This is a genomic window from Alteromonas confluentis (genome assembly GCF_001757105.1).
In the GTDB taxonomy this organism is placed as follows: domain Bacteria; phylum Pseudomonadota; class Gammaproteobacteria; order Enterobacterales; family Alteromonadaceae; genus Alteromonas; species Alteromonas confluentis.
The window spans coordinates 184,986-209,510 of record NZ_MDHN01000029.1 but is presented as its reverse complement, the minus strand read 5'-3'; the positions used below and the strand labels follow the sequence as shown (position 1 = coordinate 209,510).

Sequence of the window (24,525 nt, the reverse complement as noted above, 5' to 3'; positions counted from 1 at the left end):
CTAACTCGTTTTTTGTTCGACTGCATTCTAGCCTTTATTAGTTGTTGTTTATAGTCTTAAAACAGCAAGCCCTACCAGTGGCAGGGCTTCGATTTTCCTTAAAAACCAAGGGCTGCAGGCAGAGCCTCGGAGAACCAGGCAACGTAGGTTACCAGCATTAACACCACAAACATGGCAGCGTAAAGTGGTAACAGTGGCTTGATAATATTTTCCAACTTGGTTTTTGCGATTGCACAGGTAATGAACAGTACCGCCCCTACCGGTGGTGAACATAAACCGATAGATAAGTTAAGTACTATCATAATGCCAAACTGCAGCGGCGACATACCCAATTGCATGGCCACTGGCAGGAATATCGGCGTAAAAATAAGTACTGCTGGTGTCATGTCGAGGAACGCGCCCACAACAATCAACAATAAGTTAATCAGTAGCAGAATAACAATTGGATTGTCGCTAAGTTCCAATAACGCCTGACTTAGCGTTTGCGGAATATTCTCGAAAGACAGTAACCACGACATAGCGGTAGAAGCGGCAATTAGCAGCATGACAATGGCGGTGGTTTCTGCAGATTTAAGCAGAATATTTGGCAGTTCTTTTACTTTTACTTCTTTGTAGATCCCTACGGAAAGCAACAATGAATAGACCACTGCAATAGCACCGGCTTCTGTTGCAGTGAAAACTCCACCTACAATACCACCGATAACCAATACAATCAGGAACAAGCTTGGCACGGCGGCGAAGAGTTTCTCGACGACAATTTTGAGCGGCAGTCGATCTGACAGTGGGTAGCCTTTTATTTTGGCCCAGATGTAGCACACCAACATCAATGCGAGTCCTACCATAATACCGGGCACGTAACCCGCCATGAACAGGGCGGCGATAGAAACGCCACCGCTGGCAATGGCATAGACAATCAGAATGTTACTGGGCGGAATGAGCATGCCTGTGGTAGCAGCCGCGGCAGTAACAGCGGCAGAGAAATTAGGGTCATAACCCTTCTTTTTCATTTCTGGCAGCATAAAACTACCAATAGCAGAGCATGCCGCCACGGCTGAACCGGAAATAGCGCCGAACAGCATACATGACACCACGTTAACCAATGCCAGACCACCGGGCAGGGCACCGATAAGCGCCATGGCGCATTCGATGAGTCGCTTAGCAATACCACCCTGACCCATGATCAGACCGGATAATACAAAGAAGGGAATGGCGAGCAGGGCGAAGCTGTCGAGACCACCGGCCATACGTTGAGCCATGGTGGTAACCGCCGGTTCAAATTCAATGCTGAACAGCATAGCAACCAATGTTGCCAGGCCAATACTCATCGACACGGGCACATTGATGAGCAGGAAAAAGAAGAAACCGACGATAAGAATGATTGCAGTTAATTCCATTACAGCGGCTCCTGCGATGCGTCTATCCAGAGGTTATAAATATTGATGAGGGCGTAGAACACCATAATGGCGCCTGAAATAGGCAGCACGGTGTATATCCAGCCCATACGTACGCCAAGAGCCGCAGATATTTGGTCCAGCTCCAGGGTCAGGCTCACTAGTGCATTGCCGCCAATGATCAAAACCATTACGCAGAATGCGACCACGAGCAGTTCAACAAATGTCATGATTAAGCGGCGCACGGTCTCAGATTGTTTGTTGACGATGAGGTTGAAGCCTAAATGTACTTTTTGGCGATAGGCATAAGCGGAACCCAGAATACCGATCCAGATAAGCAGAAACCGGGATAATTCTTCGGTAACAGAGGCCGGATCTTGCAGCAGGTAGCGGGAAATTACCTGCCATACCACAACCAGCAGAATGGCGGCCATGGCCAGAATAAGCGCTGCGGCCAGCGTTTTGTCGATTAACTTCACTAACTGTCGCATGACTTACATCGCCTTAATTTGTTCGAGCAAGTTACCCACATCGGTACCTTTAAAGCTGTCATGGAACGGCTTTACGGCGTCGACGAAAGGTTGTTTGTCTGGATAAATCACTTCAACGCCATCGGCCTTCACTTTCTCCAGTGATTCCAACGTAGATTCCTGCCACAGCTTGCGTTGGTATACCACCGAATCGGCCATGGCTTGTTGCACCCATTGCTGTTGCTGGGCGGTAAAATTGTTAAATGTACGAAGCGACATCAGCATAACGTCAGGTACCGAAGTATGTTCGTCCAGCGAGTAGTAGCGCGCAATTTCGTAATGACGTGACAGGTAATAGCTTGGGGGATTATTTTCAGCGCCATCTACCACACCTTGTTGCAGTGCGGTGTATAGCTCGCCCCAGGAAACTGGCGTGGCAGCTCCGCCTAGCGCGCGCACTGTTTTTACGGCGGTAGGGCTGTTAAGCACGCGAATTTTCATGCCTTGAAGATCGGCAGGTGAGTGAATAGGGCGATCGGTAGTGTAGAAGCTGCGGCTACCGGCATCGTAATAACCCAGGCCTTTCAGCTTGAACGCTTCAATACCTGACAGCAGGCCTTTTCCTACGTCGCTGTTCAGTACTTTCCAGAAGTGGTCGCTGTCGCGGAACACGTAGGGCAAACTGAAAATCTGCATTTCAGGCGCAAAACCTTCCAGTGGGCTGGCAGACACTTTCGTCATGTCTAATGAACCGATTTGCAGCAGCTCGATCATTTCACGTTCGGTACCAAGTTGGCTGCCAGGATAAATCGCAACCTGCATAGTGCCGCCAGAATATTCACTCAGGCGTTCACCAAAATACACCATGGCTTTGTGTACCGAGTGCTGGGTGTCCAGCGTATGACCTAAACGTAAAATGGTCACATCGCTGGTTTGTTTACTACCGCATCCAAAAAGCAGGGTTACCAGAGTGGCAACAAGGAACAGCGGTGTAACCTTAAGGCGCAACATACTCACCTCGACTTCTTATCTGAGCTCATTAGGCGGAAATTTGTCCATATCGTCATAGTCCAGGTTTTCACCGGCCATGCCCCAAATGAACGCGTAGTTTGCTGTGCCACAGCCACAATGAATCGACCAGGGGGGAGACAGCACCGCTTGTTCGTTGGCAACGAAGATATGACGGGTTTCTTTAGGCTCGCCCATGAAGTGACTCACCGCCTGACCTTCAGCAATGTCGAAGTAGAAATAGACTTCGTTACGACGGTCGTGCTGGTGGGCGGGCATGGTGTTCCACACGCTACCTGGCGCCAAACGGGTGAGGCCCATTTGCAATTGACAGGTATCAACCACGGTATTGATCAAAAGCTGATTGATTTTGCGTTCGTTGCAGGTTTCCGGGCTGCCCAGTTCAAGCACGTTAGCGTCGTCTTTACCTACTTTCTTACATGGGTAAGCGTGGTGTGCAGGTGCGGAATTCAGATAAAACTTGGCAGGTTGGCTGGCATCGTTTGATGCAAATTCAACGTGCTCATTACCCATACCGATGTACAGGGCTTCTTCGCGCGCTAATTCGTAGACGGTATCACCCACAGTGATAGTGCCGGTGCCGCCTACGTTAATGACACCCACTTCGCGGCGGGCGGTGAAGAAGTCCATTTTCAACTGGTCGTCGAGGGTTTCCAGCTTCAGTGGTGTATTGGTGGGTACGGCGCTACCCACCATGAAACGCTCATAGTGGCTGTATATCCAATAGATCTTGCCTTCCTGCATCAGTTTGTCTGCCAGGAATGCATCACGCAATTCTTGCGTGTCGTAGCCTTTAACTTCTCGCTGTCCTACAGCGTAACGAATTTCGTGTTCGGTGCTCATGGTGCCTGTCTCTTTTCAGTTATCGGGCTAAAAAGCCGCCATCAACAGCCAGTACATGGCCGTTCACATAGTTGCTGGCTTCGCTGGCAAGAAATACCAGTGCGCCTTTGAGGTCTTCGGTTTCTCCCCAGCGACCTGCCGGGATACGGGCAATAATTTCTTTGCTGCGACCTTCGTCGTCTTGCAGGGCTTGGGTGTTGTCGGTACGAATGTAGCCAGGTGCAATGGCATTCACCTGAATGTTGGATTTACCCCATTCGTTCGCCAGTGCTTTGGTGAGTCCGGCGATAGCGTGTTTGCTGGCGGTGTAGGCGGGAACGGTGATGCCGCCGCTATAGCTGAGCATCGATGCGGTGTTGATAATTTTACCGCTACCTTGCTCAATCATTTGCTTACCGATTTTCTGACTGAGCAGGAATGCTGAATCGGTGTTTACCCGCAAAACGTGCTGCCATTGCTCCAATGGAAAGTCTACCGCTGGGCTGCGGAAAATCGTGCCACCGTTGTTCACCAGAATGTCGATACCCCGCCACACGCTCAGTGCATCGTCTGCCAGTTTCTCTACCGCACCGAGATCGGATAAATCCGCGTGAAGTTCGGCTACCATAACGTCAGTTTTCGTTTTGATGATGTTGATGGTTTCTTCACAACCACCTTCACGGGAACTGGCGCAGATTACATCTGCACCGGCTTCTGCCAGAGCGACCGCCATCGCTTGACCAATTCCTCGGCTTGCGCCGGTAACCAGTGCGCGTTTTCCCTTCAGACTGAAGTTGGGCATGACTTTTCCTTTCTAATTAAGCGTCGAATTTGGCCGGTGTTGTAAACAGCTGACGAGCACTTATGTCCGCTCAAACCATTATTAGCACACCGGGTTTACAATGTTAACAATATTTAAAATAATTGCCACCGGTGGCAATTGTCAATATATTAGTGCAAAGTATTTGCTGACTTACTGACCCCTACACGGAGCGCAAGATGAACAAAAAGACACTATCGCTGAGTATTTTACTGGCCCTTTCTGCTGCCGCCTGCAGCCCGGATAAAAGTGCGGAAACTGCTTCACAGAGCCCGCAAGTAAAGACTTCTGAGCAATCTGAGGTTGCATCTTTATCGGTCTCGAATCCACAAGGTGGTGCTGCATTGCCACAGTTGCTTTCTTTTCCTGCTAGCGATTTTTCTGATGCCGACGCGGTGACAAAAAAAGTCGCTGACTTTCCTTCTGAGTGGGTAAAAAACGCGCAGGGTGAGGATGTTCTTAACGTTTTAGTCACACTGGAACCCGGTGAGATAGCCCCTATTGCACTGGTGGACAATGCACCTGAGGCACCGGATGTTGCTTATGCAGAACTATCTGTACGAAACGGCGGTGAATGGAACGGCAGTAAATATGAAGCGGAAGGATTTAGTTTCGAGAATGTGGAGTCTTTTACCGCGCCGCAGCAACTCACTGATCATTCGTACTACTTACGTTACGAAGGTCCAGGTTGGGAGAATGACTTAGTTGGCTATCGCTTGTATCTGGATTGGCGCAACGGTACAGATATCTTTGTGAAAACCGGTAATGAGCCCGTATTGCATCAGGTGGGTCAGGACGGTTACGACAACTACCATGAGCTGAGCGAGTGGGGCGTTGACGTTTTGAAAGTGGGTAAAGCGCTGGGGTTAGGTTCGTTCGGTCGTATGGACGGCGACAATGTCATGCATATGCAAAACGTGGCTGAAATGTCGTGGAAACTGGATAACGATAACAAGCTGTCTGCCGGTTTCACCGTAAATTACGATGGTTGGGAAGTCGCGGGTAAAACTGTTGATGCCACGGCACATTACGCGATTAACGCGGGCGATCCCTCAACGTTATTGACGGTGAACTTATCTGAGCCAGTAGATAACCTGGTGACGGGAGTCGTGAAGCATGCTGGCGTGAACTACGTTGAACTTGAAATGAACGGCTACGGCGTGATTGCTACATACGGTAAACAAAGCCTGCTAGGCGAGGACGACGAATTGGGCATGGCGCTGTTTTATAAAGTTGATGACATTAGCCGCAAGTTTGAAGCTGAGCACGATTATCTTATCGAGTTTAAACCTGCTACCGAAATGTCTTACCAATTCATGGCGGTATGGCCTTCGCACCCTGACAGCCCGAAAGATGAAGCTGGGTTCGTTGCGTTACTGAAAACGAAGCTGAAAGCGTTGGCAAGTCCAGTGACAGCCGGCTAATTTCGTTATCGTACATGCTTTAAAATAAAACGGGTGCGATACTTTGCACCCGCTTTATTTTATCTTCCGAATTGTTGCAGCCAGTCGGTCCAGACTGGCTCAATGCCCTGAGCTAAAAGGCTGGCGGCTACATCGTTAGCCGAGCGTGTATCCTCGGTAGAAAATTGCTCCAGCGCATCACTTTTCTCACTGTAGCCTCCAGGTTGGGTTTGCGATGCGGCAGATAGCTGGTTAATTGCCAGCGGCACCACACTATTGCGAAACGTCGCACTCTCTCTTGTTGATAAACTTAATTCCACTTCAGGAAAGCAAATCCGGTAAGCGCAGATAAGTTGAACAAGTTGCTTATCGGTGATGTCGCTTACGGGCGAAAACTGATCACCGGCGCAGGGTTTAATGCGAGGGAAAGCGATTGAAAACCGGGTTTTCCAGTACGCTTTTTGCAGCAGATAAAGGTGCATTGCCGTCAATGCACTGTCCGTTCGCCAGTCGGATAAGCCGAGCAATGCGCCCAGTCCTATTTTATTCATTCCTGCTTCGCCGAGGCGGTCGGGCGTTTCTAGCCGCCAATCAAAATCCTGCTTCTGACCACGTAAATGGTACTGCCCGTAATGGGCTCGATGATAGGTTTCCTGATATACCAGCACGCTGTCTACGCCGAGCTTCACCAGCTTGCGATAATCATCGGTACTGAGGGGTTGTACTTCCATCGCAAGGTGAGAAAAATGTGGCCTGATTAGCGGTAGCACTTCATTGAAATAGGCCATACCGGCTTTGGTTTCATGTTCGCCGGTAACTAGTAGCAACGAGTCGAAACCCATGGTTTTTATGGCCCGGATCTCGTCTTTAATCTGCTGTGGACTTAGCTTCACCCGGCGAATTTTATTACTCATGGTGAAACCACAGTAAGTACACTCATTCGCGCACAAATTAGAAAGGTAAAGGGGCACAAACATCGACACGGTATGACCAAACCGTTGGCGAGTGAGTGCATTGGCTTTTTCTGCCATGCTTGGCAAGCTGGCTTCGGCTGCAGGTGAAATGAGTGCTAGAAACTCTTGCCATCCAGGAGCCGGGTGGCGCAGAGCAGACTGCACATCGCGTTGCGTCTTAGCATAGAGTGTTAGCGAAACATCATCCCAGTCGTATTGCCTTAGTGCATCTGCCGACTTCACGACAAGGTCTCCAGAAACTGGGTGAACGGGCTCGTTGCCGACGCGTTTCGTTGCGCTAAAGGGGCGCCGGCCAGAAAACTCTCTCTGCCTGCCTCTACGGCTTTAGCAAAAGCCGATGCAGTAGCGACAGGATCGTTGGATGTTGCGATTGCCGTGTTCACCAACACCGCATCTGCGCCCATTTCCATCGCCTCGCAAGCCTGACTGGGGCGGCCAATACCGGCATCCACGATAACCGGCACGTTCGATTGTTCAATGATGATTTGCAGGAAATCCCGGGTTTGCAAACCCTGATTGGTGCCAATAGGTGCTCCCAGCGGCATTATCGCGGCGCAGCCCACTTCTTCAAGGCGTTTGCATAAAACCGGATCGGCATGACAATACGGCAGTACGTGAAAGCCGGCTTCACACAGCTGTTCTGCGGCACGTAGCGTTTCTACCGGGTCGGGAAGCAAAAAGCGCTGGTCGGGATGAATTTCCAGTTTTACCCAAGGTGTGCCAAGCAGCTCTCTGGCGAGTTTCGCGGCATAAACGGCTTCGTCTGCTGTAGCGGCGCCTGAAGTATTTGGCAGCAGGGTAACGGGAAGCGTTCTTAACACCTGCAATGTGCTGTCTTGCTGGTGCTGACGGTTTAATCGCTTCAAGGCCAGAGTAACCATACTGGTACGGCTTGCAACCAGCGCCGCTTTGAGAATGTCCGGGTGACCAAATTTACCGGTACCAGTAAGTAATCGTGATGAGAATGACTGTTCTGCAATGCTGAGCATGCTCTAACCCCCCGCAACTAAAGTAAATATATCGACCACATCACCTTCCTCTAATGTTTGAAGCTGCCAGCGGGATGTGGGAATAATTGTTTGATTCACGGCCACAGCCAACGCGCCTTCCTGCTCGTTGAATCGTTGGATGATACTGACCAGTGAGCAATCCTCTGGTACCTCAAGCTGTTCATCGTTACAGTGAATGCGCATGGTCTTCACTCCTGTGGATTTTGGAACACGTTGGGCAATCCGGATTCTTCTGAATGTTGAACTGCCGCATTAGCAAGTTCTGACCATTAAAGTGATGAAGCGAACCCCATTCGGGATTGCGAATGCCGCTTAGGTACGACAATGCCATCATGGCCTGAAGTTGACCGGCAATGGCAACTACCGGACTGAATATGCCTTGCTCGAAGCATGTAAGTGACTGCTCACTGTTGTATTCTGGGCATGCATAGCAGGGGCCGGAAATCTCTGGATTAAAAGCGGTTGCAGTGGCGATAAAGCCACTCGCTGCTGCGCTGATCAACGGTACGCTGTGGGTGACGGCGAGCGCATTGATTGCCAATCGGCTGGTGAACGAGTCGGTGCAGTCGATGATCAGTGGTGATGTTGTCAGGTGCGCATCGCGGGCGGCGATATCGTTAAAGTTGGTGATGCAATGAAAAGTGCAGGCTGATTGCATTGCCAACAGGCGGGTGCGGGCAACTTCTGCCTTTTTCTGCCCGATATCTTTTTCCGTAAATAACCACTGTCGGGGCAGGTTGCTTATCTCGATGGTATCGTCATCTATCAGTACCATCTCCCCCACACCGGCAGCCGCCAGTGCCGATGCTACCTGGCATCCCAGTCCGCCCACACCAAACAGGGTAACTTTGGCGTTGTTCAAACGACGCTGAGCGTGTTCGTCAAAGTCATCAAGCAACAAATGACGACTGTATCGGGAATATTCTGATGCATTAAGCATGTGCAATTCTCCCTTTCAGTGCTTCTACCGCCTGGGGTACGTCAGCACTCTCGGTGATGGCGGTAACCACGGCAACGGAAGAAACGCCGGTAGCAACAACACTGTCGATGTTGTGAAGAGCAATGCCACCAATGGCCACGGTTGGAATTTCTCCACAGAGTCTCTGATAGTCAGCCAGGCGTTGTGTACCTTGGGGTTGTGAAGGCATAGCCTTGGTTCGGGTTGGAAAAATGTGGCCGAGTGCAATGTAAGAGGGCTTTAACGGCAACACCCGGCATAACTCGGCATAGCCATGCGTAGAGATACCAAGTCGCAACCCTGCCTTGGCGATGGCGGCTAAGTCTGCCGTTTCGAGATCGTCCTGCCCTAAATGTACGCCATAGGCATTGTACTCGATGGCAAGTTGCCAATGATCGTTAATGAAAAGCTGAGTACTAAAGGTTTCCGCCAGTTGAATAGCGTCGCGAATTTGTTCACTCAGGCCATCAGACACGCTTTTAATGCGTAGTTGAATAATGTCAAAGCCCAGAGGCAATAGTTGCCTCAGCCATTCCACGCTGTCTACCACAGGATAGAGCCCGGGGTTTGTCATGCGCAGAGGCGGAAATTTCAGTGCAGAGGGTTTACGCCCCAGGCCTTTAATCACTTGAGGAAAATGCACTGACCGCGGCGTCGGGGGACTTTGAATTAAGTGACAAATGTCATCGTTCACCGGCGTCGCGACGCTGAAACCGCTGGCTACCACCGCTTCGGCGTAGCAAATTGCATCTTCTGCATCATAGTGTAACGCCAGCGCACTGGCGATAGCGGACGCAAGTAAGCAGCCTGAGCCGCGTAAAGTGCGAGCGGCTTTGCTGTGAGGAAGAAATTGCCAGGTGTTTTCCTGATTGTAGAGTTTATCGCATAAGGGCGAAGCCTGGTTGCGATGGCCTCCGGTTACCAGAACATGCTTGCAGTCCAGCGTCAGTAATTGGTGAGCGGCTTCAAGTTCATCACTGTCGCTTCGCAGTGCAAATCCGGTGAGGTATTCCAGTTCAGGCAGATTAGGTGTTAGTACTGTCACGCGACTTATCAAAGTGGCAATCCCGTCGAATGAGAGTTGGCTCAGACTCCCGCCTGCAGAGGTTGATAGCACAGGGTCCCACACCACAGGAATATCGGGGTGTTGGTTTAGTAAAGCGACTAGCTGATAAACCTGCGTATCGTTCGCCAGTGCCCCCAATTTAATGGCATCGGGTGGTTCGGGGCAGAATGCCGCATCAAGTTGCGCGATAAACATGTCATCAGACACTGCTTCGCAATGCAGTAGTTTGGTTTGGGTTTGCGCAGAAATTAGAGAAACCACACTGCGCTGAACCACGTTGAAACATTGCATGCTTCGCATATCCTGATGCAGTCCGGCGCCACCACTGCTATCGGTGCCGCCAATAGTAAGCACTACAGGGTTCATAGTTAGCGCTCCAGAATACTTGCATCTACATAAAGTTCGCCGCCGGTGGAAGAAAACTGTTTTGCCATGGCGGCCATGCCATGCGTTTTCTCTTGCTGGGACTGGGCGTGATCGCGCACTTCCTGTGAAATTTTCATCGAGCAGAATTTGGGGCCGCACATAGAGCAAAAATGGGCGACCTTGCCCGATGCCTGTGGCAGCGTTTCATCGTGATAGCTTCTTGCGGTGAACGGGTCTAACGCCAGATTAAACTGATCTTCCCAGCGGAACTCGAAGCGGGCTTTCGACATTGCATTGTCGCGGATTTGCGCGCCGGGATGACCTTTTGCCAAATCGGCTGCATGGGCCGCAATCTTGTAGGTGATTAAGCCCTGCTTTACATCTTCTTTGTCAGGTAACCCAAGATGTTCTTTCGGGGTGACATAGCACAGCATGGCACAACCAAACCAGCCGATTAGCGCAGCACCAATGCCTGAGGTAAAGTGGTCGTAACCCGGTGCAATATCGGTAGTGAGTGGCCCAAGTGTGTAGAATGGCGCGCCGTGGCAGTGATTGAGTTGCTCATCCATATTTTCTTTGATCATGTGCATGGGCACGTGGCCAGGGCCTTCAATCATCACCTGTACATCATATTCCCACGCAATCTTAGTTAGTTCTCCTAAGGTACGTAGCTCAGCAAACTGGGCTTCGTCATTGGCATCGGCAACCGAACCGGGGCGCAGGCCATCACCTAGCGACAAGCTCACGTCATAGGCCGCGCAGATCTCACAAATCTCGCGGAAATGTTCATACAGGAAACTTTCCTGGTGATGATAAAGACACCATTTGGCCATGATGGCACCGCCACGGGAGACAATGCCGGTCACCCGTTCTGCGGTCATGGGCACAAACGCCAACAAAACGCCGGCATGGATGGTGAAGTAATCGACACCTTGCTCAGCCTGTTCAATCAACGTATCGCGAAAGACGTCCCAGTTAAGCTGCTCCGCCACGCCATTGACCTTCTCCAGTGCCTGATAAATGGGCACTGTGCCTATGGGTACTGGGCTGTTGCGCAATAGCCATTCACGGGTTTCATGAATATTTCGTCCCGTTGATAAGTCCATTACCGTATCGGCGCCCCAACGGGTGGCCCACACCAGCTTTTCGACTTCTTCTTCAATAGACGATGTCACCGCAGAATTACCGATATTGGCGTTCACCTTCACCAGAAAATTTCGCCCAATGATCATCGGCTCCGCTTCAGGGTGATTAATATTGGCCGGAATGATGGCGCGACCTGCCGCCACTTCCTGGCGCACAAATTCGCCGGTGATTTGAGCCGGAATTGTAGCGCCAAACGGCTCGCCTTTATGCTGACGCAAGAGCTGTTCATCATGAATGGTAGACCGAGCCATGTTTTCCCGGATGGCAATAAATTCCATCTCCGGCGTAACAATGCCGCGGCGGGCATAGTGTAATTGCGTCACGATTTTCTCAGGCAATGCTTTGCGAATAACCGGGCGCGCTTTAAAGCGAATAGACTCTGTCGTGATGTCTTTGTCTCTGGCCTGGGTATAATCTGATTCAGACTTGTCGACAACGTCAGTGTCATTGCGCCCGATAATCCAGGGGCCGCGAATATCCGCAATACCTGCTGTTACATCCACGTCGCATTCCGGGTCGCCGAAGGGGCCTGACGCGTCATAAACGGGTATGGGGGGATTAAGCTCTTCTGACTCGGCGTCGATGCGTGTTGGCGATTGCGCAATCATTCGTACCGGAACACGCATGGTGTGCGCTTCATCGGTGAGATAGTGACGATAAGAGTTAGGAAAATTCTCACCCTGAAGTGAGTGGATAAACGAATGTGCCTGTTGGCGGTTTAAGCGTCGTGTTGACATAGCATTTGTTCCTTGGTCGGTATTAAATGCTTGTCAGGAGTGAAGTCACAAAGCACAAAATCACTAGACCAGACGAACGCCGGGCTTGGTTTTGCCAACAGACGAATCTGTAGACAAACTACGTGATTTTGCATGCTTGTTCCCTTCGCAGGTATTAGCCTGATCAGGTTCAACGGATCCCGCAATGCGGTCTCAGCTTGTTTTCGTTAGAAAACGAAGCACTCCGACAAGTTCTATTTTTACTATAATCACGGATTGAAATAGAACACAAGCTTTGTCTCAACGTTAGAGATGTGAACTTCAACGATGCGATGTGTAATGTCTCTGGTTCATTTATCCACTTTCTTGTACCCTTCCTGAAATTTTTTAAATCCGGTTTGCTGGATTTGTGAACTTGTTTTGAAACAGGTAATCACTACTAACTACAGAGACATCCTATGACATTGTGGGAACTTAATACCAAACAGCAGGCGCTCATTATCTCAGTGAAATCTGAGCTGGCTGAGAACGTAAAAGAGCGACTTTCTGAGATGGGCATTCAAGTTGGCAGAGACATACAGTGCGTCAGAAAAGGCCCATTAGGCGGCCCTATCGTTATGCAATTGGGTGGCAGCGTGTTTGCTATCGAGGAAAATCTCGCCGCTCAAATTGAAGTCGAAGCACGAAACTAACGCTCGCTTTTCCGCTGTCACAAGTAACAGGGTACGTATTCCATGCAACGCATTCTTATGGTCGGAAAGCCAAATTCCGGCAAGAGTCTTTTATTCAATCAATTAACCGGCCTGCGACAGAAAGTTGCTAATTATCCTGGTGTTACTGTAGAAGTAAAACGGGGTCAGTGTGCAGGCTTTGAAGTGGTTGACCTTCCCGGTACCTACACCATGCGCGGCCTCAGCCGCGATGAAGAAATCGCTATCAGGGAAATCACTCAGTCCATTGAGCGGGATGACACCTCGCTGGTGGTGTGCGTGCTTGATGCTACTCGTCTTGAGCGCAGTTTGGTGCTTGGTCTGCAGGTTCAGCAGTTGGCGCGTGAAAACAACAAGTCTGTGATATTTGCCCTCAATTTTATCGACGAAGTACGACGTATCGGCGAAGATGTCGACACAGAAGCGTTAAGCAAAGAGCTCGGTAGTCCGGTGATGGCGCTGTCTGCCCGTACCCTTGATGGGCTGCACGAATTTAAAACCAGCATGCTGGAAATTGCTGCCGCGCCGGAAGAGTACAAGCCGTCGAATTCTATTGGCAAAGGTGAATCTGCGGTTCACAGAAGTCAGGAGCTAGCCGGTAAATACGGCCTAAAACTAGACGTTGTACTACGCAACCAAAACAGTGTCGACCGCTTTTTGCTGAATAGCTGGACAGGTTCCGTGGTGTTCCTGGCTGTGATGTTTGTATTGTTCCAAAGTATCTTCACGCTGGCTGCGCCTTTAATGGACGGGATGGAATCGCTCATTGGTAGTGTCGCTGAGGGCGTAAGCGCAGTCACCCCCGAGGGCATTGTCGCTGATTTCTTTAACGATGCGATTTTTGGCGGGTTAGGTTCGTTTTTGGTATTCGTGCCACAAATTATGGTACTTACTTTGATTATCGGCCTGCTGGAAGACAGTGGTTATCTGGCCCGTGCGGCGTTAATGTGTCACCGTCCACTCAGCGCGGTTGGCTTGTCTGGCCGTAGCTTTATTCCTTATCTTTCCGGACACGCCTGTGCCATTCCCGCCATTATGGCAGCCCGTACCATTGAATCGCCTCATAAACGCATGATTACCATGCTTACCATCCCGCTGATGTCATGTTCGGCCCGTTTGCCGGTATATGCGCTACTAGTGGCGGTACTGGTGCCTGAAGACGGCACTTTCCTGGGTATTTTCGGAATGCAGGGCGCAGCGTTTTTTGGTCTTTATTTCTTCGGTATCGTGGTCGCGTTGATCGTGAGCCAGTTTCTTAATCGCTTCTTGCCCCGGGATCTTGAAGAATCGGATATGCCGTTTATTCTCGAACTGCCAACCTATCGCTTACCACACTGGAAGCCGCTGACATTTCGTGTCATCGACAGTGGTTTGCAATTTGTCCGCCGTGCTGCACCGATTATTTTCATGGTATCCGTGGGGATCTGGATCCTTGGTTATTTTCCAATGGAGTCAAAACTACAAGACAGTTGGCTGGGGCAGATTGGCCACTTTATCGAGCCGGTGTTCGCGCCCATGGGGCTCGACTGGCGCTACGGTGTGGCCATTCTGATGTCGTTTCTTGCCCGTGAGGTCTTCGTAGGTGCACTCGGTACGCTATTCGGCATGGATGGCGCCGAAGACGACGTTGGTGGTTTGGCTGAGCGTATCCAGGCTGACGGCCTGACAACCGGCGCTGGACTGGGCCTGGTATTGTTTTATGTAGTCGCACTTCAATGTGTAGCAACCGTCGCTATGCTGAAAGGTGAAACTGGCAGCAATAAACTTGCGTGGGGGTTATATGTGGCTTACGGCGTACTGGCTTATTTAATTGCCGTAGGTGTTAACTTTTTCTTCTGATTTATTTATTAGGCTAGTACTTTTTTATGAATTATCCGATTTCAGTGATGGGGTCGGATTTTTTTATATTCGTAAATAAATATTGGGAAGTGTCAGATTTATTTACATATTTTTATTGTAGAGGGTTTAAATAAATAGTTAATTGTTGAAATTAAATGCCTTTTTTCTAATGGATCAATTTTTGCTAAAAAATTGCGGATTTATTCGGACTATAAATCTGAATTCATTATTCAACATGGAAAAAAAGGAATTAGTTGTGAAATTTAATAAATTATTATTAGCAGGCGCGACCGCTGCTGCTTTACTGGCGAGTAACGCACACGCCGTTCTGTTGTTTCAAGGTTCTACCACGCCAACTGCCGACGTACCAATGACACCGTCTGAAGCACGTGCAGCATGGGAAGCTGAACTGGCAAGCTTCGATATTGATACTCTTGCCGGAGCAAGTGGCTCGGGAACCTTTACCTCTGCATTGGGTAACACTTACTCAGAAACGGGTAATGGGAGTATGATCTCGTCGACAGGTTACAATGTGAGTGGTAATCGTAACAATGCAACTTTGATCGAATTTAATGTTGAGTTCCCTACCTGGGTAAATGCGGTCGGTTTCGATGTATATGACAACGACGGCGGCGGTATGACATTAACACTCACCGACGCAAACACCGGTATTGAAACAGTATTTGATTTCGACTCCACGCCAGGTAGTGGTCGTACCGAATTCTTTGGTGTTGTATTCGACCCTAATACCTATATTTCTGCTCTACGTGTAGGCGGAACTGATCCAGGTGGTATTACTTCGTGGGATGATTTCACCACAGGTGTAGGTATTAACGCGGTAACGCCACCACCACCAATCTCTAATGTAAATGCGCCTGCTACGTTCGGTTTGCTGGCGCTTAGCATGGCTGCTTTCGGCGCGCGTTCACGTCGTAACAAAAAGTAATCGCATTTTCGGCAATATACTGAATTTGCAAAAAGAAGCCCGCATTTGCGGGCTTCTTTGTATTTGAAAGCGTGAGTAGTTTAGTTACTCAACTTCCATACTGCGCTTGTACATGGCGAGTGCGCCAGAATCGTCATGGCGGTGTTCACTGATGGTAGCGAGTGCTTCAAAATCTCGCGGATTCTCACGCAATTTCACGGCTTTCAGTAACACCTTCTCGGCCAGGATATCGTCACCGGCATTCATCGCTAGATGGCCCAGCACAGAGAATAATTGAGGATTGGTGCCGTCTCTCTTAATCCAGTCTTCCAGGAGGCGGATCGCTGCAGCCGGATTAGGAATACTCAACTCTGCCATATAAGGCAACAGAATAGGGTTTGGTCCTTTCTTCTGCCATTCCACAAGACAGGCTTCGGCATCGTGGTGCATGCCTTGCTCAAGCAATTGCTGCACATAAGCAGCCCGGTACGCATCGTCGTGGCGGAGTTTACGTGGCATGTTGTCCCAGTGCTGACGCAGCGCGTTCGCGCCTTGCTTACTGGCAATTTCGGCAAACTTGCCTTTGGCGACCTTTTGCGCCCATACGACATAATCGTCTTTTAATTGCTTACGCCATTCTGGTAGTGCATTCTCGAGTTCTTGCCAGTGGCCTAACTCTGCCATGGCCCGGGCGCGAAGACGAATAACTTGCGGATGCTGGCGCTTCTTCTCGTCTAATTCAGTGAGTTTATCCAGCGCTGCTTGCGGCTTGCCCTGTTCTATTTCCAAACGGGCAGAGGCAAGGTGGGCTGCGGTTTTCGCATTATCGTATTCGGCAGCTTGCTCTAGCAGATAGCGAACCCGCTCAGGCTCGTTCAGCGCCTGAGCAACCTGCGCCGCAGCCAGATAGTTCACGCCATCGAAGTCGCCATCGGTGGTGTCTTGCAGATACTTTTTCGCAGCCGCGAAGTCACCTTCCACCATGGCTTGAATACCTTGATACAAACGACGTTGGCGTTTACGACGTGATAAACCACCAAACCATTGCTTTGACCCTTTAAATAATCCCAATGTCGCGCCAATGAAGCGCCACAGTACCCATAAGATAATTAAAGCAACAAACACGGTAATGCACAGGCTAACTACCGACATTTCGATATGCCATTGACCCATGGAGATTAAAACATACCCTTTGTCGCCGATAACCTGCGGCGCAATCAGCATGGCGGCGAGTACGGCCACCACGAGTAAAATGCCGTAAATTAATCGTTTCATAGCGACGCCTCGCTGTTGCCATAGGCACTGTTTACACGAGACTCAAGCAAGCGTTGCAGTGGTGCCATTGACGCCAGGTCTTCCGGCATGTTTTCTCTCACATCCATTGATGCGAGTTCTGAAAGTGTTTGTTGTGCACCGACGACTTCTGCAGTGGCGGTATCGAATTTTTCGTTGAGTAATGTCTGTGCATTTACCAGTGATTGAGTATAAAGATCACTGTCACCCGACATAGCGGCAGACTGCGCTTGCATCACCTGCAGTTTCAGTTGCTCTTTATACAACCAGATTTCTTCAGTGGTCATCAGAGGCGTGACGGGGGCCTCGGTGCGGCGTACCGAAATAAAGTCATCGACAATGGCGTGCCAGACTTTGGCTAAATTATCTTTCCAGTCGCTTACTGATTCTGACAGCGCTTCATCGTTGGCGTTATCTTGCGGTCGGGTAAAGGTTTTCACTGGCAGGTTGTCGGCTTGGGCCAGGAAGCCTGAAAGTGACAATGCCAGTTTAACCCGATCTACACCATTCACCTGGCGCAGGGTTTGAATATCCTGGGAAATGAGCCCACGAACCGGAATCACAGAAGGGTCCGATAACTCTTTCAAGCGTTGATCGGCATTCTCCAATAACATAATGGCCGTATCGGTATCTTTCTCAAGCCACACTTTACGGCCCGCCATACGTACCAGATAATCTGCTTCGGCGAGTAGCCAGTCAGCCGGGCGACGACCTTCCATATCGTTTAACTGAGAGAGTAACTGTTCGGTTTGCAACTGCATTGCATCGGTTTGCTCAGACAGTTTACTTACCGTGCCAGCCAGTGCCTGCTTGCTCTTCTCCAGTTCAATAAGTTGGCGCTGAAGCTGTTCGTTTTCATTGTTCAGGGCGCCTAGAGCCTGTTTCTGCGAATTTTGCTCGCTGATAAGTTCGGCATTACCGGTATCTTTCTGCCAGATAAACCAATAACCCGCTGCGCCCACACCTATCGCTACGCAAAGGGTAAACAAAATGGCAATCCACAAACCAGCATGGGAGGGATGCTTAGGTGGCTTGTTGTCTGCTGTCGTCTCAGCCTTTTTATCTGATGCATGAGCAGACGCTTTGCGCGGCGACTTTTCCTCAGATTTCTCCGGCGGCACTACAAGTACTGAGTCAGTTTTCTGTTTATCGTTATCAGCCATGGTTTACTCCCAATTATCCTTTATCCAAGCAATCAGCGCGTTGTCACTGGCATCATTGCACACTCCAACGTTACTCACGCCCAGGCTTTTTAAGTGTGCTGCAATCCGCTCGCTGACGGTGAGCCAGCGTTGTGCTTGTAAAGTCTTTCCATCATAAAAGCGAAACAACTGTTCCGCCATTTCTGCACTGGTAGCCACTATGCCTGTGATTTGCTGCCACTGCCAATTATCTGTTAGTACGGGGTTATCTAACTTTTCCCGATGATACACGTCGAATACTTCTACGTGATTGCCCTGTGCAAGGAGCGTATTACTTAAAGTGGTTCGACCACCTTGTCCTTTAATAATAACGATTTGCCGCGACTTTGCATCCCGAAGTTGCGAAAGTGCCAGTAATCCTTCTGAATTTTGCTGTTCCGGCACCCCGGCATTAAAGCCCGCTTCCCGCAAAGCTTCCGCCGTGGCATTGCCTACGGCAAACCATAAAATGTTGGAACGGATTTGTGACGCAGGGGGAAGGGCGGCTACCGCAAATGCACTGGTAACGATGACATAGTCTGGCGGGGTGTTTATCAAGGTGTGCTGGCAGGCCGTTACTGCTTGATCGCATGGCCCAATGGTAACCGGTGCACAGCCGGTTGTGGCAATACCCGCCCGACGAAAACACGCGACACTTTTCGTCAGTTTCTGCGCGGGGCGGGTGATCAGTATCATTGCGTAACGATTCAGCCTTAGTCGTGAAGCGCTTTTAAAATTTCACCGGCACCTTGAGCCAGCAAAGATTCGGCAACTTCTACACCGAGTACTGCGGCTTTTTCACGTGAGCCGGTGGCTGATGCATAAAGTAATGTTTTACCGTCTACGCTGCCCACCATACCTGTTAGCGTGAGGGTGTCGCTGGCAAGCGTGGCAAAACTGCCGATAGGCACCTGACAACCCCCTTCCAAACGCGCATTCATGGCACGCTCGGCAGTTACGCGGTCTTCAGTATCCGCATGATTCAGCGCGCCAAGCAGGGCGATGAGTTCGATGTCGTCATTACGACATTCAATGCCTACTGCGCCCTGACCCACAGCAGGGAGTGATAATTCAGGCGACAGTTCATGGGCGATTCGGTCTTGCATGCCAAGGCGAATTAACCCGGCGGCAGCCAGAATAATCGCATCGTATTCGCCGTTATCTAGCTTGGCCAAACGCGTGTTCACATTACCCCGTAGATCTTTGATAACTAAGTCTGGGCGATGTTTGCGGATCTGACACTGACGACGCAGGCTTGATGTACCCACTACTGCACCGTGCGGTAAATCATCAATGGTCGCGACAGTGTTCGATACAAATGCATCAAATGGATTTTCGCGAGGGCAAATCGTATGTAGTCCGAAGCCTTCCGGGAATTCAACGGGCACATCTTTCATACTGTGAACGGCAATGTCTGCACGCCCTTCCAGCATGGCGACTTCAAGTTCTTTAATGAACAGGCCTTTGCCCCCGATTTTTGCCAGTGGCGTATCCAGAATTCGGTCACCCTGCGTGCTCATTGGCACCAGCTCTACGTGCAGATGCGGATGGGCCATCAGCAATTGTTCTTTCACATAGTCTGCCTGCCACAACGCCAGTGCGCTTTTGCGGGTGGCGATACGGATGGTGTTACGGGCAATAGGTTGTTGACTCATACGACGTCCTGAAACTGTTCACTAATTACTTTAAAAGCACAGGGAGATTGTAACTGAAAGCGAAAATCCTGCACCGGTTGTCTCCCATAACCGTTATCAGGACTATTTATTCTGTGTAGTCTGCTTGGCAAGAAAATCAGGCAAGTACCTTTTGTAACCAGGTACTAATATCTTCGACTTCCTGCAAACACACACTGTGCTGCATGGTGTAGGTTTGCCACGTAGCCGAGAAACCATTCTGCTCCAGTGCATCAAACGCCATTTTTCCTAATGCCACAGGGACTACAGGGTCCTGCACGCCGTGCGCCATCATAACTGGCGTGACTTTATTTTCCTGCGCGGCTTCCTCGGCCAGTAACTCCGGCTTACACATATAGGTCGACAGCGCCATGATACCGGCAATTTTATGTTTAATCCGGGAACCCAGATGCAACGCAATTACGCCGCCTTGTGAGAAACCGGCCAGCACGATTTTGTCGTAGGCAAATCCTGCCTCGTGTTGTGCTTCCACCAGTGCATTAACCTGCTCCATAGATTCCAGCACGCCGGTTAAATCTGCGCGGTTATCCAAATCGAAGCTTTTAATGTCGTACCAGGCACGCATTACCATGCCATTGTTAATGGTAACCGCCCGCTCTGGCGCATGGGGAAACAGAAACCGCACCGCCATCGACTCTGGGAGATGTAGTTCTGGCACAATAGGCGCAAAGCCATTGCCCGAGTCGCCCAGACCGTGTAACCAGATCACGCAGGCCTGTGGATTTTCGCCAGTATTTACTTCAACGTACGGTAATAATTCTGCAGTCATAGATGTGCTTCAGTGTCGCTCTTGATAGCGTGAATGATTTCACGATTACTCAAATGATAGGGCTATGCTACCATTGCCGTCTGAAATCACCACATCATGATGACAAAAAGCAGGACTATGGCTTCTTTACTCGGTAATTTATTTATTCTGGCTGCTCCCTCTGGTGCAGGAAAATCCAGTTTAATAAAAGCATTGCTTGAAAAGCATGACGGAAATCAACGTTTTCCCATGCAGGTTTCGGTTTCTCACACCACACGGGCACCGCGTCCGGGTGAGGTTGATGGCGTGCATTACCACTTTGTGTCTCATGAACAGTTCGAACAACTCATCGAGCAGGGTGTATTTTTCGAATACGCCGAAGTGTTCGGTAATTACTATGGCACGTCTCGGGTAACCATTGAGCAAACCTTGCATCGCGGCATCGACGTCTTTCTCGATATCGACTGGCAGGGTGCCCGACAGGTAAAAGCGCTGATGCCAGATACCTGCGGCATCTTCATTCTGCCGCCGTCCACTGAAGTGTTGCGCCAGCGATTGAATAATCGGGGTCAGGATTCAGAAAGCGTGATTGATGGCCGTATGGAAGAAGCGGTGTCTGAAATGTCGCACTATAATGAATTTGACTATGTACTGGTGAACGACGATTTCTCCACCGCGCTGTCTGAACTAGAAGCCATTGTGTGCTCACAGCGCATGCGTACCGTAAAGCAGCAGATCCGCCACGTGGATCTGATCGCTGATCTGATTGGTGAGAAATCTTAAAAGTACTATTACATCGTGGTTGTGTGTTGTATACTACGCGGCCATTTTTAAGTTTTACGCCTAATTTCATTTTCGGAGAATTACATGGCCCGCGTAACAGTAGAAGACGCCGTAGATAAAGTTGGTAACCGCTTTGACCTCGTACTGGTTGCAGCACGTCGTGCGCGCCAGTTGGCTACCGAAGGTAAAGATGCACTGGTAGATGTGCATAACGATAAACCTACGGTTACCGCATTGCGTGAAATCGAAGAAGGTTTGGTAAATGTTGATACGCTGGATCAAGATGATCTGCGCGATCAGGAAAGACAAGAAAGTGCGGATTTCGCTTCTGTAGCGAATATCCTGTCTGAACAGTAATCGGCAATACCGGCTGCATTACAGACTACTAACGCCAGTGGACTAAAATAAAAGTTCGCTGGCGTTTTTGTTAGTGGCATTCCCCACCATACTCCATTATTCTGTTTCTATTAGCTTTATTCGCAGGAAAGTTATCTACACGTGTATTTATTCGAGGGTTTAAAACAAAAAATTTCTGAGTATCTGCCTGCTGATCGCGTTCAGCTGGTGCAGGATAGCTTTGTTTTAGCTCATGAAGCCCATGACGGGCAGATGCGATCTAGCGGTGATCCCTACATCACCCATCCTGTTGCAGTGGCAGGCATTCTTGCCGATATGCACCTGGATCACGAAACATTAATGGCAGCGTTGCTGCACGATGTTATCGAAGATACGCATTACAGTCAGGAAGACCTCGCTGAAGCATTTGGCGACACTGTCGCCGAGCTGGTGGAAGGCGTAAGTAAGCTTGACAAAATCGCCTTTAGCAGTAAGCAGGAAGCACAGGCAGAGAACTTCCGTAAAATGATGATGGCCATGGTGCAGGACATCCGGGTTATTCTCATCAAACTGGCTGACCGTACTCACAATATGCGTACGCTGGGCTCGTTACGTCCAGATAAGCGCCGTCGTATTGCCCGGGAAACCCTGGAAATCTATGCGCCCATTGCCCACCGTTTGGGTATTCACGATGTGAAGAACGAGCTTGAGGATCTGGGCTTTCAGGCCATGTATCCCATGCGTCATCGTGCATTGAAATCCGCAGTAAAGCAGGCCCGTGGTAATCGAAAGGAAATCATTGATAATATTCGTCAGGAACTGACAACCCGTCTTAGTGAACACAAGATTGACGGTAAGGTTGTCGGCCGCGAAAAGCATCTTTATTCCATCTACCGCAAAATGAAAAATAAAGAGCTGATGTTCAATGAAGTGATGGACATCTATGCTTTCCGTATTGTGGTAGAAAGCGTGGACAACTGTTATCGCTCACTTGGCGCGATGCACAGTTTGTACAAGCCCATTGAAACCCGCTTTAAAGATTACATCGCCATTCCGCGCACTAACGGTTATCAGTCATTGCACACCTCCCTAATCGGCCCCCATGGTATTCCAGTGGAAGTGCAGATTCGTACTCAGGCAATGGACCAAATGGCAGATAAAGGGGTGGCTGCGCACTGGCTCTATAAAGAGCCCGGCGACAGCGACACCACAGCCCAGTTACGCGCTCGCAAGTGGATGCAATCGCTGCTGGAACTGCAACAGAGCGCAAGCTCGAGCTTCGAGTTCATCGAATCCGTTAAAACGGATCTTTTCCCCGAAGAAATCTACGTATTTGCACCGGATGGTCGCATCATTGAGCTACCTATGGGCGCGACGGCTGTGGATTTCGCTTATGCGGTGCACTCGGATATCGGTAACACCTGTGTGGGTGTGCGCGTAGAACGCAGAAATTACAGCTTGAGCAAGCCACTGGAAAATGGTCAGACTGTAGAAATCATTACCTCGCCAAAAGCGAAGCCAAATGCTAATTGGCTGAACTTTGTAGTAAGCGCTCGCGCACGTACCAGAATTCGTCAATATCTGCGTAAGCAACATTCCCAGGAAGCGGTGAACATGGGTAACCGTTTGTTGCGTCATGCATTGGGTATGGTGAAGTTAGATGACATCGCCCAGGAAGACATTGATCGCGTGGTGGCAGAAACTAAGCATCAAACCTTCGACGACCTGCTTACCGATATTGGGTTAGGCAACGAGCTTAGTGCCATCGTTGCTCGCCGCCTACTTGGTGAATCGGCAGAAATTCCGGATAAAAAAGGGAATGTCGCTATTCGTGGTACCGAAGGCTTGTTAGTGCATTATGCTCGTTGTTGTCATCCTATTCCTGATGATGAGATTGTGGCTGTACTTAGCCCGGGTCGCGGTATGACCATTCACCAAACAGGGTGTAAGAACATTCGCAAGCTAGCAAAAGAAGAACCGCAGCGCGTACTACCTATGCAGTGGGACGATACGCCGCAAGGTGAATTTAAAGCTTCTTTGCGTATTGAACTGTACAACCACCAAGGTACACTGGCTAATCTGACGAATATGATATCGGGTTGCGACTCCAATATTATTGGGCTCCAGACAGAAGAAAAAGAAAGTAATATCTACTTTATTGATATTGAATTGACGACATACAACCGCGTACATCTTGCGCGTGTGATGAAGAAGATCAGAACGATGTCAGAAGTACAAAAGGTCTCGCGTCACAGTCAGTCCCGACACTAATTTTTTGAACAGGATTCATCATGGCTAAATCAATTATTCATACCGACAATGCGCCTCAGGCAATCGGTACTTACAGTCAGGCAGTTAAAGCGGGTACCACTGTGTACCTTTCTGGTCAGATCCCTCTGGTACCTGAAACCATGGAAATCATTTCTGATGATTTCGCTGAGCAGGCCACACAGGTTTTTGAAAACGTAAAAGCGGTTTGTGAAGCGGCTGGCGGAACAATTAACGATATGGTTAAGGTAAACATCTTCCTGCCTGACCTGTCTCATTTTGCTACTGTTAATGAGATCATGGCGAAGTACTTCAACAAGCCTTATCCTGCTCGCGCAGCCATTGGCGTTAAAGAACTGCCTAAAGGTTCTCAAATCGAAATCGACGGCATCATGGAATTGCCGGAGTGATTTAAATTGCGTTGAGCCTGCGCATCACGCATTTTTAAGCCGCGTTTAACGCGGCTTTTTAGTACGTTAAACAAAATCGACCAGCAATTCGCATGAATCCGTTACTGGTTAGTTAAACCCTGTCATCCATCGCGTTTTTACTTCTGTAAGTGAAAGGCGACCGCATT

At 49.6% G+C, this 24,525-nt stretch carries 24 protein-coding genes and 1 riboswitch; of the genes, 8 read left to right on the top strand and 16 right to left on the bottom strand.

The features are described from left to right. Positions 1 to 98 precede the first annotated feature (98 nt). The 5 genes from BFC18_RS12610 to kduD are packed head-to-tail and all read right to left on the bottom strand — an operon-like array spanning position 99 to position 4,514. The gene (locus tag BFC18_RS12610; RefSeq protein ID WP_070125909.1) at positions 99 to 1,394 is read right to left on the bottom strand and encodes a TRAP transporter large permease; all 1,296 of its coding nucleotides are present in this window, start codon (positions 1,392 to 1,394) and stop codon (positions 99 to 101) included. Further along, entirely contained in the window at positions 1,394 to 1,882 is a 489-nt protein-coding gene (locus BFC18_RS12605; RefSeq protein ID WP_070125908.1) for a TRAP transporter small permease, read from the bottom strand. Before BFC18_RS12605 ends, BFC18_RS12610 begins: the two co-directional genes overlap by 1 nt. A gap of 3 nt (positions 1,883 to 1,885) precedes the next feature. Further along, positions 1,886 to 2,872, bottom strand: coding sequence for a TRAP transporter substrate-binding protein (locus tag BFC18_RS12600; protein ID WP_070125907.1), 987 nt, complete (start codon positions 2,870 to 2,872; stop codon positions 1,886 to 1,888). 15 nt (positions 2,873 to 2,887) lie between these two features. Then, entirely contained in the window at positions 2,888 to 3,733 is an 846-nt protein-coding gene (gene kduI, locus BFC18_RS12595) for a 5-dehydro-4-deoxy-D-glucuronate isomerase (protein WP_070125906.1), read from the bottom strand. A 19-nt stretch (positions 3,734 to 3,752) separates the two neighbouring features. Next, positions 3,753 to 4,514 (bottom strand): 2-dehydro-3-deoxy-D-gluconate 5-dehydrogenase KduD, encoded by a 762-nt coding sequence (gene kduD / locus BFC18_RS12590; protein ID WP_070125905.1) that lies wholly within the window; start codon positions 4,512 to 4,514, stop codon positions 3,753 to 3,755. Positions 4,515 to 4,711: 197 nt separating this feature from the next. On the opposite strand from kduD, the gene BFC18_RS12585 reads away from it, so the two are divergent. Further along, a complete protein-coding gene (locus tag BFC18_RS12585) occupies positions 4,712 to 5,956 on the top strand; it encodes a DUF4861 family protein (RefSeq protein WP_070125904.1) in 1,245 nt (414 codons plus the stop codon). A 59-nt stretch (positions 5,957 to 6,015) separates the two neighbouring features. On the opposite strand, the gene thiH is transcribed toward BFC18_RS12585, so the two are convergent. From thiH to thiC, 6 genes are read right to left on the bottom strand one after another with little or no spacing between them, the layout of a single operon-like run. Then, entirely contained in the window at positions 6,016 to 7,131 is a 1,116-nt protein-coding gene (gene thiH / locus BFC18_RS12580; protein ID WP_070125903.1) for a 2-iminoacetate synthase ThiH, read from the bottom strand. Then, positions 7,128 to 7,898 (bottom strand): thiazole synthase, encoded by a 771-nt coding sequence (locus BFC18_RS12575; protein WP_070125902.1) that lies wholly within the window; start codon positions 7,896 to 7,898, stop codon positions 7,128 to 7,130. Before BFC18_RS12575 ends, thiH begins: the two co-directional genes overlap by 4 nt. Positions 7,899 to 7,901: 3 nt before the next feature. Continuing rightward, the gene (gene thiS / locus BFC18_RS12570) at positions 7,902 to 8,102 is read right to left on the bottom strand and encodes a sulfur carrier protein ThiS (RefSeq protein ID WP_070125901.1); all 201 of its coding nucleotides are present in this window, start codon (positions 8,100 to 8,102) and stop codon (positions 7,902 to 7,904) included. Next, positions 8,086 to 8,859: a HesA/MoeB/ThiF family protein gene (locus BFC18_RS12565; protein WP_070125900.1), complete on the bottom strand. Its 774-nt coding sequence runs from the start codon at positions 8,857 to 8,859 to the stop codon at positions 8,086 to 8,088. Before BFC18_RS12565 ends, thiS begins: the two co-directional genes overlap by 17 nt. After that, positions 8,852 to 10,309, bottom strand: coding sequence for a thiamine phosphate synthase (gene thiE, locus BFC18_RS12560; RefSeq protein ID WP_070125899.1), 1,458 nt, complete (start codon positions 10,307 to 10,309; stop codon positions 8,852 to 8,854). Before thiE ends, BFC18_RS12565 begins: the two co-directional genes overlap by 8 nt. A 2-nt stretch (positions 10,310 to 10,311) precedes the next feature. Continuing rightward, entirely contained in the window at positions 10,312 to 12,192 is a 1,881-nt protein-coding gene (gene thiC / locus BFC18_RS12555) for a phosphomethylpyrimidine synthase ThiC (protein ID WP_070125898.1), read from the bottom strand. A gap of 123 nt (positions 12,193 to 12,315) precedes the next feature. Beyond that, positions 12,316 to 12,428, bottom strand: a riboswitch (TPP riboswitch). 201 nt (positions 12,429 to 12,629) lie between these two features. Between thiC and BFC18_RS12550 the strand changes: the two genes are divergently transcribed. From BFC18_RS12550 to BFC18_RS12540, 3 genes are all read left to right on the top strand, one after another. Beyond that, positions 12,630 to 12,863: a FeoA family protein gene (locus tag BFC18_RS12550; protein ID WP_070125897.1), complete on the top strand. Its 234-nt coding sequence runs from the start codon at positions 12,630 to 12,632 to the stop codon at positions 12,861 to 12,863. A gap of 42 nt (positions 12,864 to 12,905) precedes the next feature. Then, positions 12,906 to 14,720, top strand: coding sequence for a ferrous iron transporter B (feoB, locus tag BFC18_RS12545; RefSeq protein ID WP_070125896.1), 1,815 nt, complete (start codon positions 12,906 to 12,908; stop codon positions 14,718 to 14,720). A 256-nt stretch (positions 14,721 to 14,976) separates the two neighbouring features. After that, positions 14,977 to 15,666 (top strand): hypothetical protein, encoded by a 690-nt coding sequence (locus tag BFC18_RS12540; RefSeq protein ID WP_139139012.1) that lies wholly within the window; start codon positions 14,977 to 14,979, stop codon positions 15,664 to 15,666. An 84-nt stretch (positions 15,667 to 15,750) separates the two neighbouring features. Here the strand turns inward: BFC18_RS12540 and BFC18_RS12535 are convergent, their stop codons facing one another. From BFC18_RS12535 to BFC18_RS12515, 5 genes are all read right to left on the bottom strand, one after another. Further along, positions 15,751 to 16,920 carry a heme biosynthesis HemY N-terminal domain-containing protein gene (locus BFC18_RS12535; protein WP_070125894.1) on the bottom strand — a complete coding sequence of 390 codons (1,170 nt, stop codon included), beginning with the start codon at positions 16,918 to 16,920 and terminating at the stop codon, positions 15,751 to 15,753. Next, on the bottom strand, positions 16,917 to 18,101 hold the full coding sequence (locus BFC18_RS12530) for a uroporphyrinogen-III C-methyltransferase (protein ID WP_070125893.1): 1,185 nt from the start codon (positions 18,099 to 18,101) through the stop codon (positions 16,917 to 16,919). Before BFC18_RS12530 ends, BFC18_RS12535 begins: the two co-directional genes overlap by 4 nt. Positions 18,102 to 18,104: 3 nt before the next feature. Continuing rightward, complete coding sequence (locus BFC18_RS12525; RefSeq protein WP_070125892.1) at positions 18,105 to 18,815, bottom strand: uroporphyrinogen-III synthase; 711 nt, start codon at positions 18,813 to 18,815, stop codon at positions 18,105 to 18,107. A gap of 17 nt (positions 18,816 to 18,832) precedes the next feature. After that, on the bottom strand, positions 18,833 to 19,774 hold the full coding sequence (gene hemC, locus BFC18_RS12520) for a hydroxymethylbilane synthase (protein ID WP_425388386.1): 942 nt from the start codon (positions 19,772 to 19,774) through the stop codon (positions 18,833 to 18,835). A 136-nt stretch (positions 19,775 to 19,910) separates the two neighbouring features. Continuing rightward, the gene (locus BFC18_RS12515; RefSeq protein ID WP_070125891.1) at positions 19,911 to 20,582 is read right to left on the bottom strand and encodes an alpha/beta hydrolase; all 672 of its coding nucleotides are present in this window, start codon (positions 20,580 to 20,582) and stop codon (positions 19,911 to 19,913) included. A gap of 117 nt (positions 20,583 to 20,699) precedes the next feature. Here BFC18_RS12515 and gmk point away from each other — a divergent pair, with 117 nt between their 5' ends. From gmk to BFC18_RS12495, 4 genes are all read left to right on the top strand, one after another. After that, on the top strand, positions 20,700 to 21,344 hold the full coding sequence (gene gmk / locus BFC18_RS12510) for a guanylate kinase (protein ID WP_070125890.1): 645 nt from the start codon (positions 20,700 to 20,702) through the stop codon (positions 21,342 to 21,344). An 84-nt stretch (positions 21,345 to 21,428) separates the two neighbouring features. Next, the gene (gene rpoZ, locus BFC18_RS12505) at positions 21,429 to 21,701 is read left to right on the top strand and encodes a DNA-directed RNA polymerase subunit omega (protein ID WP_070125889.1); all 273 of its coding nucleotides are present in this window, start codon (positions 21,429 to 21,431) and stop codon (positions 21,699 to 21,701) included. 141 nt (positions 21,702 to 21,842) lie between these two features. Further along, on the top strand, positions 21,843 to 23,951 hold the full coding sequence (spoT, locus tag BFC18_RS12500) for a bifunctional GTP diphosphokinase/guanosine-3',5'-bis pyrophosphate 3'-pyrophosphohydrolase (protein ID WP_070125888.1): 2,109 nt from the start codon (positions 21,843 to 21,845) through the stop codon (positions 23,949 to 23,951). Between the two features lie 20 nt (positions 23,952 to 23,971). Further along, on the top strand, positions 23,972 to 24,358 hold the full coding sequence (locus BFC18_RS12495; protein WP_070125887.1) for a RidA family protein: 387 nt from the start codon (positions 23,972 to 23,974) through the stop codon (positions 24,356 to 24,358). The last annotated feature ends 167 nt before the right edge of the window (positions 24,359 to 24,525 follow it).